Origin of the sequence: Allosalinactinospora lopnorensis (genome assembly GCF_000981225.1) — a bacterium.
Taxonomy (GTDB): Bacteria; Actinomycetota; Actinomycetes; order Streptosporangiales; family Streptosporangiaceae; genus Allosalinactinospora; species Allosalinactinospora lopnorensis.
Window position 1 is genome coordinate 1 of sequence record NZ_LAJC01000043.1, and the last position, 17,424, is coordinate 17,424.

13 protein-coding genes and 2 pseudogenes are annotated in these 17,424 nt (G+C 70.7%); 7 read left to right on the forward strand and 8 right to left on the reverse strand.

Annotated features, from left to right (window positions below):
* Positions 1 to 946, reverse strand: a 946-nt coding sequence (speB, locus tag VS93_RS16110; protein WP_046470749.1) for an agmatinase, incomplete at its 3' end; no start/stop codon positions are given.
* A gap of 235 nt (positions 947 to 1,181) precedes the next feature.
* On the opposite strand from speB, the gene VS93_RS16115 reads away from it, so the two are divergent.
* On the forward strand, positions 1,182 to 2,771 hold the full coding sequence (locus VS93_RS16115; RefSeq protein WP_236700580.1) for a PucR family transcriptional regulator: 1,590 nt from the start codon (positions 1,182 to 1,184) through the stop codon (positions 2,769 to 2,771).
* Here VS93_RS16115 and VS93_RS16120 read toward each other — a convergent pair.
* Positions 2,759 to 3,343: a TetR/AcrR family transcriptional regulator gene (locus VS93_RS16120; protein ID WP_046470750.1), complete on the reverse strand. Its 585-nt coding sequence runs from the start codon at positions 3,341 to 3,343 to the stop codon at positions 2,759 to 2,761. The two genes, VS93_RS16115 and VS93_RS16120, sit on opposite strands and share 13 nt — an antisense overlap.
* A 488-nt stretch (positions 3,344 to 3,831) precedes the next feature.
* Between VS93_RS16120 and VS93_RS16125 the strand changes: the two genes are divergently transcribed.
* Together VS93_RS16125 and VS93_RS33035 are read left to right on the forward strand one after the other, a co-directional pair.
* Positions 3,832 to 4,761: an alpha-lytic protease prodomain-containing protein gene (locus VS93_RS16125; RefSeq protein ID WP_338022752.1), complete on the forward strand. Its 930-nt coding sequence runs from the start codon at positions 3,832 to 3,834 to the stop codon at positions 4,759 to 4,761.
* On the forward strand, positions 4,653 to 4,967 hold the full coding sequence (locus VS93_RS33035) for a S1 family peptidase (RefSeq protein ID WP_338022753.1): 315 nt from the start codon (positions 4,653 to 4,655) through the stop codon (positions 4,965 to 4,967). Before VS93_RS16125 ends, VS93_RS33035 begins: the two co-directional genes overlap by 109 nt.
* 69 nt (positions 4,968 to 5,036) lie before the next feature.
* Here VS93_RS33035 and VS93_RS16130 read toward each other — a convergent pair whose 3' ends face one another.
* The gene (locus VS93_RS16130) at positions 5,037 to 5,366 is read right to left on the reverse strand and encodes a DUF6221 family protein (protein WP_046470778.1); all 330 of its coding nucleotides are present in this window, start codon (positions 5,364 to 5,366) and stop codon (positions 5,037 to 5,039) included.
* A gap of 248 nt (positions 5,367 to 5,614) precedes the next feature.
* Here VS93_RS16130 and VS93_RS16135 point away from each other — a divergent pair.
* Positions 5,615 to 6,704, forward strand: a pseudogene (locus VS93_RS16135) (zinc-binding dehydrogenase).
* 79 nt (positions 6,705 to 6,783) lie between these two features.
* Positions 6,784 to 8,514, forward strand: coding sequence for a class I adenylate-forming enzyme family protein (locus tag VS93_RS16140; protein WP_046470751.1), 1,731 nt, complete (start codon positions 6,784 to 6,786; stop codon positions 8,512 to 8,514).
* Between the two features lie 170 nt (positions 8,515 to 8,684).
* Here the strand turns inward: VS93_RS16140 and VS93_RS16145 are convergent, their stop codons facing one another.
* Positions 8,685 to 9,386, reverse strand: a complete 702-nt coding sequence (locus tag VS93_RS16145; RefSeq protein ID WP_338022755.1) for a peptidoglycan recognition protein family protein — start codon at positions 9,384 to 9,386, stop codon at positions 8,685 to 8,687.
* Between the two features lie 552 nt (positions 9,387 to 9,938).
* Positions 9,939 to 10,331, reverse strand: coding sequence for an STAS domain-containing protein (locus VS93_RS16150; RefSeq protein ID WP_269082865.1), 393 nt, complete (start codon positions 10,329 to 10,331; stop codon positions 9,939 to 9,941).
* 872 nt (positions 10,332 to 11,203) lie between these two features.
* Between VS93_RS16150 and VS93_RS16155 the strand changes: the two genes are divergently transcribed.
* Complete coding sequence (locus VS93_RS16155) at positions 11,204 to 11,866, forward strand: alpha-ketoglutarate-dependent dioxygenase AlkB family protein (RefSeq protein ID WP_046470753.1); 663 nt, start codon at positions 11,204 to 11,206, stop codon at positions 11,864 to 11,866.
* An 859-nt stretch (positions 11,867 to 12,725) separates the two neighbouring features.
* Here VS93_RS16155 and VS93_RS16160 read toward each other — a convergent pair.
* From VS93_RS16160 to VS93_RS16170, 3 genes and pseudogenes are all read right to left on the reverse strand, one after another.
* Positions 12,726 to 14,524 (reverse strand): annotated as a pseudogene (locus VS93_RS16160) (hypothetical protein).
* Between the two features lie 76 nt (positions 14,525 to 14,600).
* Positions 14,601 to 15,575 carry a ketopantoate reductase family protein gene (locus tag VS93_RS16165; protein WP_046470754.1) on the reverse strand — a complete coding sequence of 325 codons (975 nt, stop codon included), beginning with the start codon at positions 15,573 to 15,575 and terminating at the stop codon, positions 14,601 to 14,603.
* Positions 15,576 to 15,741: 166 nt separating this feature from the next.
* On the reverse strand, positions 15,742 to 16,683 hold the full coding sequence (locus VS93_RS16170) for a ketopantoate reductase family protein (RefSeq protein ID WP_046470755.1): 942 nt from the start codon (positions 16,681 to 16,683) through the stop codon (positions 15,742 to 15,744).
* Positions 16,684 to 16,871: 188 nt separating this feature from the next.
* On the opposite strand from VS93_RS16170, the gene VS93_RS16175 reads away from it, so the two are divergent.
* Positions 16,872 to 17,384, forward strand: a complete 513-nt coding sequence (locus VS93_RS16175; protein WP_046470779.1) for a GNAT family N-acetyltransferase — start codon at positions 16,872 to 16,874, stop codon at positions 17,382 to 17,384.
* The last annotated feature ends 40 nt before the right edge of the window (positions 17,385 to 17,424 follow it).

The following is a 17,424-nucleotide window of genomic DNA, read 5'->3' on the forward strand; positions in this document are numbered from 1 at the left end:
ACTCGACCCTGTTCAGCGCGAGGAGGCTGACCAGGTCGTAGGCGACATGCGACGCCGCTGTCGCGGTGATCTGCGCGTGATCGTACGCCGGAGCCACCTCGACCACGTCGGCTCCCACCAGGTGGCAGCCGGCCAGTCCACGCAGGATCTCCAGCAGTTCCCGGCTGCTGAGTCCACCCGCCTCGGGGGTGCCCGTCCCCGGCGCGTAGGCCGGATCCAGCACGTCGACGTCCACCGACACATACACCGGGCGCGACCCCACACGCTCCCGCAACGCCTGGGAGACGGCGTCCACCCCCTGGCGCAGCACGTCGGCCGCGGTGACGATGCCGAACCCGAACCGGCGATCCTCCTGCAGGTCCCGCGGCCCATACAACGGGCCGCGTGTCCCCACATGGCAGATCGCCTCGGTGTCGAGTACCCCTTCCTCCACCGCCCTGCGGAATGGGGTCCCGTGCGTGTAGGGCTCGCCGAAGTAGGTGTCCCAAGTGTCCAGGTGGGCGTCGAAATGCACCATCGCCACCGGCCCGTACCGCCGGTGCAGGGAACGCAGCAGCGGCAGCGCGATCGTGTGGTCCCCGCCCAGGACCACCATCCGGGTGCCGGCCCGCGCGTAACCGTCGGCGGCCGCGTCCACGGTCTCGATCGCCTCACTGATCGAGAACGGGTTCACCGCGATGTCGCCCCCATCGGCCACCTGCACCTTGGCGAACGGCGCCACGTCCAGGGCCGGGTGGTAGGGCCGTAGCAGCCGGCTGGCTTCCCGGATCCCCGCGGGGCCGAACCGCGCCCCCGGCCGGTAGGAGACCCCGGTGTCGAAGGGCACCCCCACGACCGCGATGTCGGCGGCACCGACCTCGTCGAGCCCCGGCAGGCGCGCGAACGTCGCAGGCCCCGCGAAGCGCGGCACCCTGCTGGAATCCGTCGGTCCGATCGGAGAGGTCATGTGGCCGTTCCTCACTGTCTCTTCACTGTTCCACTCCCCCGCCCGGCCCCGTATGGAGCGCGGGCGCTACCGCTGGATCCGCACGGCTCCAGCTCCGAAGCCTCCTGCATGCTAGGTGGCGATTACACTCCGGATAAGTAGACGGATGGCACCGCTCTCCCGGTGCGTCTGTGCGATTCGACCCACCGCCGTTGGGCGGAGAACGCTACGGCCGGGTGTGAGCGGGGAGAACCACGTGCGAACGGATACCGGCGGCCGTGACGGCGCCCAGGAGCGGCAGACGATCCCACTGCACGCGGTGACCGCGGGCCGACCGGAGCTCGCGCTGCGCACTCTCGTCACGGTCGCCGGCGCGGGGCCGCGCATCAGGTGGACGGCCATCAGCGAGGTCGCCGATCCGGTACCCTATGTGAACGGCGGCGAGCTGCTGCTGACGGCCGGGGTGAACATCCCCACGACAGGGCCCGACATCGACCGCTACGTTGCGAGCCTGGTGGAGGCCGGGGTCAGCGCCCTCGGGTTCGGAGTCACGCCGGTTTACGACACCGTTCCCGCGGAACTCGTCGAGCGGTGCCGCGCGCACGGCCTGCCCCTCCTGGAAGTGCCGGGTACCACCCCCTTCGTCGCCGTCAGCCAGGCCGTGGGCGAGGCGCTGGAGGAGCTGCACCTGGAGGACCTGCGCCGGCTCGGCGCGGCACACCGTGCCCTCACCAGGGCGGTAACAGCGGACGACCCGGCCGGCCGGGTCGTCCGGGCGCTCGCCGAGGCACTGGAATGCTGGACGGCGCTGGTCAGCGGCACGGAGACCACCCGCGGCGCGGCGGTGCCGCCGCTCAACGACGAGGTCCTGGGACTTGTCGGCAAGCTGCGCGAGCCCCGAGGGCCGCGCAGCGCCAAGGCGCGCCTGGGAGCCGACGAACTGTTCCTGCACACCGTCGGCGAGCCCCCGGAGGAGACCGGGGTGCTGATCATCGGCCGCCCCTCCCCCATAGGGGTGACCGACCGCGCGGTGCTCGGGACGGCCGTGGCACTGCTCAGGCTGGTGGCGCGGGAGGAAGCGGGCTCCGACCGGGCCCTGCGGCAGTTGGCCGCCCGGCTGCTCCTGGACTCCGCCTCCGGCGACGGCATCACTCCCCTGCTGCGCGAGCTGACCGCGGGGGACGCCGCGGCCTACCGCGTCCTGCACGCCGAACGGGTCGACCGCAGGCAGGGCCGCCCCGCTTCAGACGGCGCGCTCTCCTCCTTGCTCGGTACCGATCTCGTCGACGCCCCCGGACCTGACGGCGGCGACACGGTCCGCGCGGTACTGGCCGACCCCGGCGACTCCGCGGCGAGCCTCCTCGCCGAACTGCGGAGCAGGGGATGGCTGGCCGCTCTGAGCGACCCCGCCGGCCCCGACTGCCTCGCCGACGCGAGCCGCCGTGCCGCCTCGCTCCTGGAACGCGCGCGTTCCGCCGGAGCGCCGCAGGCCTGGTCGGACGGTTCCGACCCGTTGGAGGCCGCGCTGGATCCGGAACTGGCCCGCAGTGCCGCTCGAACGATCCTGGGGCCGCTCGCCGCGGACACCGAATCGGCCGCGAGCCTGCGGGCGACGTTGCGGGTATGGCTGGCTCGGCACGGCAATTGGGACCGCACCGCCGCCGACCTGGACTCCCACCGCAACAGCGTGCGCTACCGGATCGGCCGCATCGAACGCGACCTCGGGGTCGACCTCGCCGACCCCGAGCACCGGATGCGCCTGTGGTTCGCCCTCACGCGCCTGGACCGGAGGCCCGGGGACCAGGCCCCAGGTGCCGGCGGGAGGGGCGCAGGTCAGGGTTGTTGAATATCGCCGGTGTGGAAGCGTTCCACACCGGCGAGCGCGAGGTTCATCACCCGCTCCGAAAGGCTCTCCGGAGTCTCCTCCGGATTCTCCAGTAGCCATTCGGTGAGCGCGTCGGCGGCGCCCGCCGCCATGCGCGCCAGGATCTCGGCGTCCCTCTGGGCGATGATTCGTTCGCCTCCGGGCAGCTCCGTCCCGGCCACCACCAGGGCGGTGATCTCGTCCATGACCCGGCGGCGCGCTTCGGCGATCTCCTTGGAGAAAGGCTCGCCCTGGGTCCTGGCCTGCTGGTAGAGCACCTTCCAGCTGTCGCGGTTGTCCGCCACGAACCGGAAGAACGTCCCAAGCCCCTGCCACAGTCCGAGCTCGGGAGGGTCATAGGGGCGGACGGCCTCGCGCAGCGCCCGAACCAGCCGGTCGGCCTCCCTGTGGATACAGGCGGTGAAGACCCCCTCCTTGGAACCGAGGTAGATGTAGACCATCGGTTTGGAGATGCCCGCAGCCTCGGCGATCTCCTCGACGCTGGAGGTGTGGTACCCGGAGCGGGAGAACACCTGCACAGCGGCATCGATCATCTGCTGTTCCCGAATCTGACGCGGCAACCGCTTCTGCTGTCTTGTGACCACGCTTCCTGACCCTACCGACCGCCTTGACAACAGTATGTATGCATAAAATCACTCAGCGCGTGGTATACGTGCTGTAACGGTTACGATACGCAAAAATAACCACGCTCGTGGCACTCGCCACATTGAGCGCTGTGCCGAAATCGAGTAGTAGGAGGCCCGGATTGAGCATGACGCACCCGGCGCTTCGGCGCTTCCCGGCCATCCGCGCACTCCGGCATGAGGGGGGCACTGCGGGCTCCACCCCCGCCAACGGCGGTCCGGTATGACCGCGCCCGTCCCCGACCGCTTCCCACTCCGTTGCGGAACGGAGCGGTCGGTGGCACGCGGCCAGGCCGGCCACCAGGACGCGGCAACCTCTGAACGGCCCACCGCCGGAACCGGCCGCCGGACCGCGGTCCGGCGGCTGCCTCGTTCTCTCCGAACAAGGAGCAGGAAACGTGCGGAAATCCTCTCTGACCACGTCACTCGGCGCGGCCGTGGCGGCCACCGGACTGCTCACCGTGGCGCCCGGAACCGCCGCGGCGTCCACGGAACCGACCGCCGGCCCATTCGAGCAGGCGCTCCAACGCGACCTCGGCCTTCCCGCGGACGAGGTGCCGCGGCTGCTCGAACAGGAGCAGCACGCCCGCGACCAGGAGCGGCGGATACGCGATACGATCGGCGGCGCCTTCGGCGGCGCCGTGTTCGACATCGAGACCCGGCAGCTCACCGTACTGGTCACCGACCCGTCGGCGGTCACCGCCGTCGAGGAGGCCGGCGCGCGGGCGAGGGTCGTGCAGTACGGCGAGGATGCGCTCGACGACATGGTCGCAGCCCTGAACGCCGAGGCCTCCTCCGCGGACCCGAACGTGCAGGGCTGGTACACCGACATCGACGCCGACACCGTTGTCGTGAGCGTCCACAACGGCGCGAGCGAGGCGGCGGAGGGGCTGGTGGCCGACGCCGGTGTGGAGGCCGACGCGGTACGTGTCACAGAGGGGGCCGCCGCGCCCCGGGTGTTCGCCCCGATCATCGGGGGCAACGGCTACATCATCGACGGCGCCGGCCAGTGCTCCGTCGGCTTCTCGGCCGAGAGCGACGACGAGAGCGGATTCGTCACCGCCGGCCACTGCGGTTCCGCCGGCACCCCCGTGGAAGGAGTCGACGGCGGCAATGGAACCGTCGCCGGCTCCACCTTCCCCGGGCGCGACACGGATGGGTCGTCACCGACGACGACTGGTCCCCGACGCCCTATGTCAACGACTACGACGGCGGCGAGGTGGCCGTCACCGGGAGCGAGGAGGCCCAGGTCGGCGCCTCCATCTGCCGGTCCGGAGCCACCACCGGCTGGCGCTGCGGCACCGTCGAGGCGAAGAACCAGACCGTGACCTACCCCCAAGGGGTCGTCTACGGCCTGACCCGCACCGACGCCTGCGCCGAGCCCGGTGACTCCGGAGGATCGTTCGTCAGCGGCGACCAGGCCCAAGGGGTCACCTCCGGCGGCTCGGGCGACTGCAGCTCCGACGGTGTCACCTTCTTCCAGCCGGTCGCGCCCATCCTCGAGGAATGGGACCTGGAGCTGTTCACCGACTGATCCGTGCCCGGCACGGGTGCCACCGGCCGTGCCGGGCCCGCCGCGGCCTGCGGAGGAAGCGGCAGAGGCTCAGGACTCCCAGGTCCGATCGTAGTCAGGGTGGTCGGAGTAGACGGACGCGAGGTGCTTCAGGGCCTCGCGCCACGCCCAGAGCGCCGAAAGGGTGCCGTCCGCGTCGGCCGGGTCCGGTCCCCTCCCCTGTCCATGGGCCGCGCTCGCCTGGACGGCGACCACCGAGGTGCACGCACGATAGGCCTCCTGATAGCCGGCCACGATACGCCGTTTCGCCCGGATGTCCGCGAGCGCGCGCTGCCGTTCGCGCTGCCCTGGAAAGCTCCCGCGATAGGCGTTCCACTCGTCCTCTCCGAGGCGCTCCTCGAGGAACTCGACAATGGTCACCGCCAACCCCGCCTCTCACATGGTTACGCGACTCTACCGACGTTCCACGCCACATGCCCGGTTCCACCCCGGCGGTGAACCGGCGCGAGCCTGCCCTCCGACCGAGGCTACGACGCGGTCATAGCCGTCCTATACCCGGGAACCGGTGTTCACCGAGCGTTCCCGGACGCCCCTTCTGGTTACCGACCAGTTGGTCTTATAGGGTCTTCAGCACGTCGGACAGAGCAGGACGCACCCGGGAGACACCGATGACCACGACTGTCAAGGCCGCAGTCTTCACCGGCAGCGGTGAGGCGCCGCGTATCGACGAAGTGGCGCTGCCCGATCCCGGACCGGGTCAGGTCCGGGTCCGCCTCGCGGCAGCGGGCGTCTGCCACTCCGACCTGTCGCTGTCCGACGGCACCCTCCCGCAGCCGATGCCCGCCGTGCTCGGTCACGAAGGGGTGGGCACGGTCGAGGCGACCGGTCCCGGCGCGGAGGGAGTCGAGCCCGGCCAGCGGGCCATCCTCAACTGGGCGCCGCCGTGCCGCTCCTGCTGGTTCTGCGAGCACGGCGAGCCCTACCTGTGCGAATACGCCACCGAAGCGGCCCGGAATCCCTACGCAGCCCTGTCCGACGGGACGCCCGTCTACGCGGGCCTGGGAACGGCCGCGTTCGCCGAAGCAACGATCGTGCCGGCCAAGGCGATCGTCCCGCTGCCCGAAGGCTCGACACCGGTGCCGCCGCGCTCCTGGGGTGCGCGGTGCTGACCGGATGGGGCGCCGTCACCAACTCCGCGAAGGTCCGTGCGGGCGACTCCGTGGCCGTCGTCGGCCTGGGCGGGGTCGGGTTGGCCGCCGTGCAGGCCGCGCGGCTCGCCGGTGCCGATCCGGTGATCGCTGTCGACCTCTCCCCGGACAAGGAGGGGCTGGCGCGCGAGACGGGGGCGACCCACTTCGCGACCGCGAGCGACACGCTGGCGAAGGAGGTCCGGGCGCTCACCGGCGGCCGCGGGGTGGACCACGCGTTCGAGGTCGTCGGGTCCTCCAAGGCCATCCGCACGGCCTGGAGCATGACCCGGCGCGGGGGGAGCACGACCGTTGTCGGAGTCGGCGCGAAGGAGGACATAGCGGGGTTCAGCGCCCTGGAACTCTTCCACTTCGCCCGCACCCTGCGCGGCTGCGTGTACGGATCCTGCGACCCGGCCCGCGACATCCCTGTTCTTGCGGGGCACGTGCGCGATGGCGGCATCGATCCCGCGGCCTGGTGACCGATGAGATCGCTCTCGACGACCTCCCCGATGCCTTCCGGCGGATGCGGGACGGCAAAGGCGCACGCTCGCTGATCCGGTTCGACTGACAGGGCGGAGCGGTCCGCGGTCGCCGTCCCGCCCCTTGCTCCCCGGGCCCTGCCGGGGAACCGATCGATCGGAGTGGACATGACGGATCCGAACATCCCGCGCCCGCTGCGTTCGTTGGCAGCGGTCACCACCCGGCTTCTCACCGGCGGCAGCCCGTTCGAAACGGACACGGCCGAGATCAGCGGCAGACCCACCCGCGTCTGGAGACACGCCCCTTCGCACCTGCGCGCCTGCCTGGAGGCCAGCCTGGAGCACGGCGACACGCCCGCCCTGGTGTACGGCGAGGAGAGGATGTCCCACGCCGAGTACTACCGGACCGCGGCCACGCTGGCGCACCGGCTCGTCGACGTCTACGGGGTGGCCGAGGGCGACCGGGTCGCGGTGGCCATGCGGAACTACCCCGAGTGGGTGGTCGCGTTCTTCGCCACGGTGAGCATCGGCGCGATCGTGGTGCCCCTCAACTCGTGGTGGACCGCCGATGAGCTGGAGTTCGGCCTGGCAGACAGCGGCGCCAAACTGCTCGTCGCCGACGGCGAGCGGATCGAGCGCCTGGCCGGTGCGCTGCCCGGACTCGCGATCCCCGCCCTCGCCGTACGCGCGGACGGCCCTCTGCCAGAGGGCATCCGGACATGGAGGGAGGTGCTCGGCGAGATCCCCGGCGACGCACGGCTGCCCGCGGCCGCCCCTACTCCGGACGACCCGGCGACCATCTTCTACACATCGGGGACCACGGGCGTGCCGAAAGGGGCGGTCGGCTCGCACCGCAACATGGTCACCAACATCGTCTCAGGGGAGTTCACCCGGGCCCGCGCGCTCATGCGGCTCGGCCTGGAACTGAGCGGTTACCAGGCGTTCCGGGACGCGCTGCCCACTCCGTCGATCCTGTGCGCGCTGCCGTTGTTCCACACCACCGGGGCGCAAACGGTCATGCTGCCCACGCTCTACAGGGGCGGTGCCCTGGTGCTGATGTACAAGTGGGAGACCGAGGAGGCGCTGCGGTTGATCGAACGGGAGCGGATCACCTCGATCACCGCCGTTCCCGCGATGATCTCGCAGCTGCTGGCCTTTCCCCGGCTCACCGACTACGACCTGTCCAGCCTGCTCGTCCTTGGCAGCGGCGGTGCGCCGGCGCCCCCGGCACTGGTTTCGCGCGCTCGCAGTACCCTGCACGAACTCCTGCTCGGCCAGGGGTACGGACTGACCGAATGCTCGGCGACCGCAGTGGTCAACGGAGGCAGCGATTACCTGCTTCGCCCGGAGAGCTGCGGGGCCCCGGTGGCCACCGTGGACGTCAAGATCGTCGATCCGGCGGGCGCGGAGCTGCCACCGGGGGAAATCGGCGAGGTCTGGCTGAACGGCCCCGGCGTGGTCCTCGGCTACTGGGGAAGACCCGACGCCACCGCCGAGACCTTCGTCGACGGCTGGCTGCGCACCGGCGACCTTGGACACCTGGACGAGGAGGGGTTCCTCTACATCGTCGACCGCGCCAAAGACATGATCATCCGCGGCGGGGAGAACGTCTACTGCGCCGAGGTGGAGGCCGCGATCCACGAGCACCCCGCGGTGGGTGAGGTGGCGGTGGTCGGTGTACCGCACGACGTCTACGGCGAGGAGGTCGCAGCCGTGGTGCGGCCACTGCCCGGGTACCGGCTGGGCGCCGACGATCTGCGGCACCACTTGGAGTCGCGGATCGCCGCGTTCAAGGTCCCCGGGCACATCCGGATCACCGTGGAGGAGCTGCCGCGCAACGCCGCCGGAAAGCTGCTGAAGAAGCAGATCAAGCGGGACCAGGGCTGGGCCGAGGAGTGAGGGCGTAGCGGGTGCCCGGGGACGGTCTGCGCCCCGGCACCCGCTACGCCTGACCACTCGGGAACCGGCACCTCTCCCGGTGTACCGGCGCGCCTGTCCGCTCAGGGACCGCCTGCCACATCACCGCCGGCCCTCTGCGTGGTCCGCCCCTTCGTCCGAGGGGCGTCGGGCTACCCTTCCTCCTCGTCGTTCGGGTCGCGGACTCCCAGCGCCGGCCCATGGTAGAACTCCTGCTCCGGTTCGTTCTCCGGGGCTCCGGGCGAAGGCGGCAGCGGGGTGGTCCTGAGGTCGGAGTCCGACACGCCCATTTCGGCCACTGCCGCGCTGACCGCGGCTCGCAGGTCGTCGAGCACCCCGTAGAGGCGGTCCCCCGGGCACTCGGTAGCGCCGAGGGCGCGGTGGCCGACGACGTTGGCCGGGCTGACTCCGTACTGGGCGACCAGCCACGCGACGGTTTCGACCAGCGAGTCCCAGAGGGCACCGGTCGGCGGTTCGGAGGTGTAGGTTCCATCGTTCTCGATACCGACGGCCTCGGAGTTGTGGTTCGCGACGTGCGCACCGACCACATGCTCACCTCTGCGGACGGCCTCCAGTGACCTGTTGCGGCCCTCCATGATGTAGCCGCCGCGGCTGATGGTGAGCTGCTGGCCGGTGTCGGACCACCCGTTGCTGTCCATGTGGTGGTCCTGGATCGAACGGGACAGCGCGAAGGCGTGCGCCTGCGAGTAGTCCGTGCTGTTCGGGGCCGCCGTGTGGTGGACGACGATGTAGTTCGGCGGTGCGGTGACTACCTGCGGCGGCGGAGCCGAACGCGCCCCAGTCGCTCCGGGTGAAGACGGTCGGTTCGGCCTGCAGCGTGCTTGACGCGGCAGCCTCGTTCATGGAGCTTCCGAGCACCGTGGCACCGCTGAGCAGCGCGGCCCCTCCACCGAGCACCACTGCGCCCCGGAGTACGTTCCTCCTGGTCATTCCGGAACACGTAGAAGCGACACTCTTCCCATGTCGGGACATTCGCCTCATGCCTCCCTTATGGAGAATAGAGGGACGCGGCGCAGAAAAGCATGATCACGAACGACGGCAAAGGGGGTATCATGGGGTGAATTTCGTCCGAATACGGTCAGAAAACCCCCATTGACGCGCATCCGGAATTAAGGACTTCCCGGACAGCGGCGCGGCGAGGTTTCCGGTTCCTCCTGCGCGGTGGTGGGGGCGGAAAGCGCCGTCGGCGCCGAACTCGGACGGCTGGCCGCGGGAAACGGCGGCGCGCCGGACGGCCGCACTGGAAAGGCGGGGCCGACGGTCGGGGCTGCCACGATCCACGGGGCAGCAGTGGCGCGGACCTGCGAACACGGCGCTGTTACGGCAGTTTGGACAGCAACCGCGGTGGTCGGCGGTGATTCATCCGTGGGACGGCGGGCGCCTGCTCACTCACTTCCCGAAACGCGCTTGGCCCCGCCGGCGAGTCGGGCGCTGCGCGCGTGGGTGAGCGCCATCTCCACGATGGGATAGATCTCGAAGGTCTTCTGCAGACCGAGCGCCTGGAGGGTGCGCATGACCACAGGCTGCGGCTCGGCGAGGAGTACGTGTCTCCCGTCCCGGGTGAGCAACCGGTAGACGGCCATCAGAGCGCGGACGGCACTGGCGTCGAAGAAGTCCACACCCGACAGGTCGACGACCACACAGGCGCCGCGGGAACACCGGGCAGCGTGCAGCAGCTGCTCGCGCATCCCGTCGGCGGTGGCGATATCGATCTCACCGCAAACGGGAACGACTACGGCCTCCGCACACTCGAAGCGTTCCCGATCTCGTCCGGACACGCAGCTCCGCCTCTCCATGCGACCCCGAGTAGCTTCTCCATTACCCCCCCGCGCAGAAGATCGTAACGCCTCCGCGACTGTCCGGGCACCGTTTCGCGAAATCGGCGTCTTACCGGGAACGGCTCGGTATGGCCCCGAGTTCCGTTCTCGGACCCGCTGCGATGAACACGGTGAACCCGTCCGTCAGGGGTGGGATTCCGGGGTTTTATTGTGCAGATCTACAGTGCCGCACTGCACGGGCCCAAAGTCCTTCGCGGAGCGGAGACCGGGTGGGCGATGGCTCACACCGGTTCCGCCGCAGGAAGGTGCCTCTCCACCGGGAGGTCGCGGACCTCCGTGATGCACGGGCCCGGTTCGCACAGCAGAGCGCCGCGTTCCTCGACGATGCGCTCTCTTCCCCTAGCCCTCACCATCATACGCAGGTCGAAGACGGGTGTCAGCCGCAGAATGACGAGAAACCGGACCGCTCGCGCACGCCCCTTCCCCGCCTTGCGTTCGCGCGCGGCCGCCGGGCTTCTCGGCCTCGGAGCCGGCGCACCACGGCGTCCGGACGGCGACGTGCCCGCACCCCGGGCCGTGGGTGTGCGGGTGCTCCACATGGATCGGGTGGTCGGTCCTGGCCATGCCGTTCCCTTCCCTGCGTTCTCCGGGACCCGGCGCCCCGGCCGCCCAGGATCGGCCACGGGCGGGAACATCCGAGCAAAGACGATCCCAGGTCCGGGCAAAACGCGCAGCTTGGCGCTCCTCCGGCCCGCGGACGCGCGGCGTGCTCCGCGGGAAGGCGCGAACACGGCGGGACGGTCGCCGCGCTCACCCGCAGATCCCGACGGCTCCGAGGTGCACGTTCCCGCTCCGGCGGGAAGACCGTTCGCATGAGCGAACCGCTCTTCGAGGCAGGGGCCGTCACTGTCGCGCCCGGTGCGGTGCACGTACCCGGGTGGTTGGACATCCGGAGTCAGCGCGAGCTGGTCGAGCGCTGCCGGGAATGGGCGGGCGGCCCCGGCGGGATGCGCAGGCACCGCACACCGCGCGGCGGCACGATGAGCGTGCAGATGACCGCGCTCGGTTGGTACTGGGAGCCCTACCGTTACTCGCGCGAGGTCCCCGGCGCCGGTCCGGTCGCCCCGTTTCCGCGGTTGCTCGGGGACCTCGCCCGCGCCGGGGTCCGGGAGGCCTGCGGTGCTCCGTTGCCCGGCAATGCCCCCGACTACGACGTCGCCCTGATCAACTACTACGGCGCCGAGGCCAGAATGGGGATGCACCAGGACCGCGAGGAACCGGCCGACGTCCCCGTCGTCTCGCTCAGCCTCGGCGACACCTGCGTCTTCCGGTTCGGCAACACCGAGACGCGCGGCCGCCCCTACACCGACATCGAACTGCGCAGCGGCGACCTGTTCGTGTTCGGCGGCCCCTCCAGGCGGGCCTATCACGGCGTGCCCCGTACCCGACCGGGCAGTACCGACCCCGACTGCGGGCTCGCGTCCGGTCGGCTCAACATCACCATCCGCGCGACGGGCCTGGCTCCTTTCCCGTGATGCGTTGACCGCGCACGTGGTCATGTGGTGCGGGCACAGTCGAACGCGCAGCGCCCCGCAGGTCACCTTCAGCAGGGCTCCACCGGCGGACGCGGCCGCCCGCCCCCCTTCCCCCGACTCCTCTTTCCGGTAAAAAGTGTGCGGATAAACCACCCGGTGAAATAGGACACCGCATTCGCGCCGGCCCGAGGTAATCCGAAAACACGGGAGAGCCGTCCAGTGGGGTGCCGTTCACCAGAAGTCGGGAGAGATCCGCAGTCCACACCGGTTATCGAGGGAACCGCTCGACCAGTGCGCCGAAATCCCATCCGGCACGGTCACCGGTTTCGGAGGGAACGAGCACGCGCACCGGGCCTTTACACGGAGAGTCAGACCAATATCATTCGGTGCGGCCGCCTGTTATCCGGCAGGAATGACTCGGCAAGGCGATCGGGAATCCGGATCGCCGTCGAACTTCCACCTGACCGGTGGGCGCCATTCGGTACCCGGCGAAGGCGACGGCACTCACCGTGCGCAGAACGGAGGACCTCCGAAAGCGCGCGTTTTCTCCCCCTCGACGGGAGGCCGCGCCTCCGGTCGCTCCCGTCCTCCCGCTCCGCGCCGGCCGGGCCGCCGACGGCCGTTCCGGCAGGCGCGGAAGAGGGGAGCCAGGTACGAAACCGGTGCGACCCTCCGTGCCCCCGAGGGCCGCACCCCGCCGCCGATGACTGGATACGGTTCACGCGGCAACCGGCACTCGGCACTCGGCAGATGGGAGGAGCCGCGGCGCGCGGCACCGAATCCGCGGGGCCGGGACGCGTGCGACGGCTCTGAGAGCAGGCGCCGCCGGGAACCGGCCGCACCAGCCGTAGGCTCGCCGTCACTTGCGCAGCAGGTCCCGGATGTTCACCACGAGAAGCACGGCGACGACGAAAGTAAGCGGCACCATCAGGCGATCCGCCAGTTCACCGTGAACACCCAGATGACCGCGGCTATCACGACGATCACGACGGTGAAGGCCGCCAGTCCCGCCAGGAACGACAGCAGCTTCCGGCGGGCGAAGCTGTCGAACATCGCGAACAGCAGGACCACGCCGATCATCGCCGGCACCGTGTAGGGCCCCTGGAGCAGCAGCATGGCGGACAGCGCGATGATCAGCAGCGGGGTGCTCAGCGCCGCCCAGACGTGTACGAAGCGAGTAGGGCGGTGCTCGCCCGAGGCGTAGGGCAGGTGCGGCGAGCGCAGGTGGTCCTTCGGCCCGGGTTCGAGGGGTTCGCCGCCGTCCAGCGCCGCGTGGTGCGTGTCGCGCTCGTCGGACGCCAGCGCGCGCCGCCGGTAGACCTCGGCCAACTCCCGTTCCTCCGAGCGGATCTGCTCGGTGTACTCGCGCGCCCGTGCCCTGGTGTGGGCAGAGCGCGACAGCACCAGCTGGGCGGAGGACAGCCGCCGGAGCTCGGATCGCCGCCGGGCGATCTCGACGTCGATCTCCCTGATCTCCTCGTCCAGCCGGCCCAGGTGCTCTTTGAGCTCGGCGCGCGCGACGTCCTCGCTTGGAGGGGTCTTGTGCAGCCCGCCCCAGGCCAGCGGATCCGCCCAGGAACCGCGGATGGTGCCGTCGCGCTCATAGCGCGGCCCGCTTGGTGCGCGCTCCCCATCGAAGAAATCGCGGGTGTCGCGTCCCCAGAGGCCGCGGAAACCGCGCACCCACGGGGTCTCGTCGTCGATGACCACGGCCCGCCACTCCCGGTCCCCTCCGGAGCCGACCCGCGTGCCGTCTCCCCTCGCGTAGTCGACGAACGGAACCCCGATGCCGTGGCGCACGATCGCGCTGGTGCTGGGGAACAGCCGCTCGGTGAGGCGCCGCCAGGAACGCACGACGCCGCGCAGCACGGCCGGGTCGACCTGGATCAGGTAGTCGCCGGGCAGCATCTGATGGGAGTGCGAGCCGGCGCCCACGAAGATCACCGGGTGGTCGCCCTCGCGGTAGAGGTCCGGATCGTTCCAGCCGCGCCGCAGGTCGTCCCCGGTGTACTCGTGGGACGACGCCCCGACCCACATCGGACGGGTACCGCCATCGGGGGCTTCGACGAGGTAGACGGTGACCTTCTCCCAGTCGGCCTCGTGGTCGTTGACGCCGCCGTATATGGAGCGCCAGTCGTTCATGGCGTAGAAGAGCCAGTACTGCAGGACGATGTAGCCGCCTTCGCGGACCACCCGGCCGTAGTAGGTGGCCCCGCCGTCGTCCACGTACTCCCGGTAGCGGGTCACGGCCGCCGCCGCGAGACCGCCCGGAACCGCACCGCGGATCAGCAGCGAGAACTTGACCAGAACGTCGAGGATGCGCCCGAAGACGCCGACGGCCGCCAGCCGGCCGCTCTTCGGGATCTCCGGCCGCGTGCCGTGCCGGAACCGCCGCGCCTCGGCCGCCAGGGACGCCTCCTGGACGAACCGCAGGTGCTTGTACCGGCCCGGCCACTCCTCCTCGGCGCCGGCCAGGCGCTCCACCGTGAGCTCCCCAGCGGGGACGACCTCGCGTTCCCTGTCCTCGTCGTCCCCGACCCACAGGCTGCAGCAGTTCAGGTAGGCCTCGATGCCGGTGGGGAAGAACAGCTCGCCCCGGGTGTACTTCAGCACCGGCTCGTACTGCCGGAGGAGTTCCAGATCAGTTTTCTCGCTCATGACTGGCCCGACCTTAGCCGATCGCTGAACTCCCTGGTCCGGCCGAATTCTCCGCTGAAGGGCCGCCCGTACCGCCTCAGGAGGTCGCGGGCGCCGACGCGCGGTCGACGCGCTCCAGTTCGGCGACGATCCGGGCCGCTACGGGGGTGTCAGCGCCGACGCGTCGGGCCGCCCGCAGGAGGGCGCCGCCCAAGGCGTCGACCTCCATCGGCCGCCCCGCCTCCCGGTCGCGCAGCATCGAGGGTTTGGTCCGGCCCGGGATCGCGTCGACCATCGCTAGGACCCCGGCGGTGTCGAGGCGCACCCCGAGGCGGACGGCGGTATCGGCGACTTCGCCGGCCACCCCGGCGAGGTCGTCTCGACGCGTCGTGCGCGCGCCCTCGACGGGCAGGCCCGAATGCGCGCAGACCAGCGCCATGGGCAGCAGGACATGGAGCTTCGTCCAGAGGACGGTGTTCTCGGCGTTCTCGCCGTCGTGCACCTGGACCGAGAAGCCGGTGGTCCGCACGGCCTCGGCCAGCGCCTCGACGCGTTCGGCCGGCACGCCGGAGCATGCGATGTCGAGCATGGTGAACGGGCTGCTCTGCACGATGCGTCCGGGAGCGACGCGTGTCGACTCCACCCGGATCGCGGCGGCGGGAACGTGCGCCCCGGGGTAGCACGACCGCAGGACGGCCATGTGCTCAAGGCCGTTGAGCAGCGGGAGCACGAGCGCACCGGAGACGCACTCGGCCGGTACCCGGCGCAGGGCGGCGTCAAGGGAGGTCGCCTTACAGCCGACGACGAGAACGTCCGTGGGGGCGGTCGCCTGGCTGACGGCCTCGACCTCGGCGGTGAAGTCGCCGAAGACGGCGGAGTCCACCCGCAGTCCCTCGGAGGCGATGTGCGCCGCCGTGGATTCGGTGGCGACGACCGTCACCTCGCGGCCGTCGCGCGCCAGGAGCCCCGCCAGCAGACCGCCGACGCCCCCCGGACCCAGGACGGTGATGCGTCCGGGGAAAGTGGGGGGAGGCGACTGGTCGGAGCCGGCGTTTCCGAGGGGTTGAGACATCGCTGCGCCCCTTGTCCATCGTGAGAGTGGCTGTCTCGGCTCCGGCCCGCTCCGCACCAGCGGTCGGCATCACGGTTCCGTGGCAGGCCGCGGAGCCCGCGCCCCGGTAGCCGAAACGGTCGGACTCCACGATACGGGAACGCCGGTCCGCGTTACGGGGCCCGGTCTACGAGAGCCGTGCGCGGTCGACCGCACGCAGGCCGGCGACGATGCGCGCGGTGGTGGGGGTGTCGACCCCGGCGCGTTCCGCCGCGCGCAGCAGCGCACCGCCCAGGGGGTCGAGCTCCATGGGCCGCCCCGTCTCGCGGTCGAACAGCATCGACGGCTTGGTGTGGGCCGGGCGTTCGTCGGCCATGGCGATGATCGCGGCGGTGTCCAGGGGAACGCCTCTGGCGGAGGCCACCGCGGCCACCTCCTCCACCACCCCCACCATGTCGGTGCGGTGGCGCACGCGGGCCTCGCCGATGGGCAGCCCCGTGTGCGCGCAGACCAGGGCGGTCGGCAGCAGGAAACCGTACTTCTCCCAGAGCACGCGCTCCTCGTCCTCGACGAGCCGCACTCCGACGCCGGCATCACGCAGCACCGCGGAGAGCGTCTCGGTCCGCTCCCCCGCCGCCGCGGACCCGGCGAGCTCCACCCGTGTGTAAGGGCTGGTGTGTTCGATGTGCCCGGGGGCGACACGGGCGGCTCCCACGTGGATCGCGGCGCCGGCCACAAGCGAGCGCGGGTAGCGCGACCGGAGGAGCTCCATGTGCTCGAATCCGTTCAGCAGCGGGACGATGAGGGCGTCGGCCGCGGCCTCCGGGGGGACCCGGTCGAGAGCGGCGGAAAGAGACGTCCCCTTCGGCGCCACGAACAGCACATGGCGGGCGCGCTCCGACGCGTCCGGGAGTCGCCGCAGCCGAGGACGGGCGGCGACGCGGGCCGTGAAGTCGCCGAAGGCGGCCGATTCCACCCGCAGCCCCTCGGAGGCGATCCGCGCGGCGGTGGACCCGCCGGCGACGACGGTCACCGGGTGGCTCCGGCGCGCCAGGAGGCCCGCCAGCAGACCGCCGACGCCCCCCGGACCCAGGATCGTGAAAAACGGAGAAAATTTCTCTGTCGTCATTACACCCCCTCCTTTTCTTCGTGTCCTCCAACGCGCCCGCGAGGTCGGCACATACGCTTGGATGTACAGCTCACCACCGAGATTGGTATGGACCAAAGCGGGGGTTGAGCGGCGTCGATGCGGGTGGAACGGGTGAGAAAAAGATGGAATCTTCGTTGGCGACCAAACCACATGTGGGTGTTTCGGACATGCTGCGTTTCCGCTACCTCGGACCGCGCGAGATCGACGAGCTCGCCGAACTCTGGACCGCCGTACACGAGCAGCACACCGCGGTCGCCCCGCACCTGGAGGACGTCATCATCTCCGTGGGGGCCGATGAGTCCTGGCGGCGTCGGCGGAGCCAGTACCTGAACTGGCTGGCCGACCCCGACACCCTTGCGGTGCTCGCCGAACGCGGCGGCGAGCCCGTCGGCTACGCCATGGTGACGATCCGCGAGAGCCAGCAGGGATCGTGGGACCGGGGCGAGCGGGTCGGTGTCGTCCAGACTCTCGCGGTTCCCCCGGAGCACACCGGCACCGGTGTGGGCTCCGGACTGCTGGAGGAGGTCCGGCGGCAGCTGGGCGCTCTCGGAATCCGCGAGATCGAGCTGTCGGCGCTCGCGACGAGCTCCGACGACATCCGCTTTTTCGAGCAGGAGGGGTTCCGCCCCTTCGTGACGACCATGGTCTGCCGGATCGTGGGGGTCGGCGCGCACGACTGACACGCACGGCCAGTATCGCCGCATACGCGCGGCGCGGATC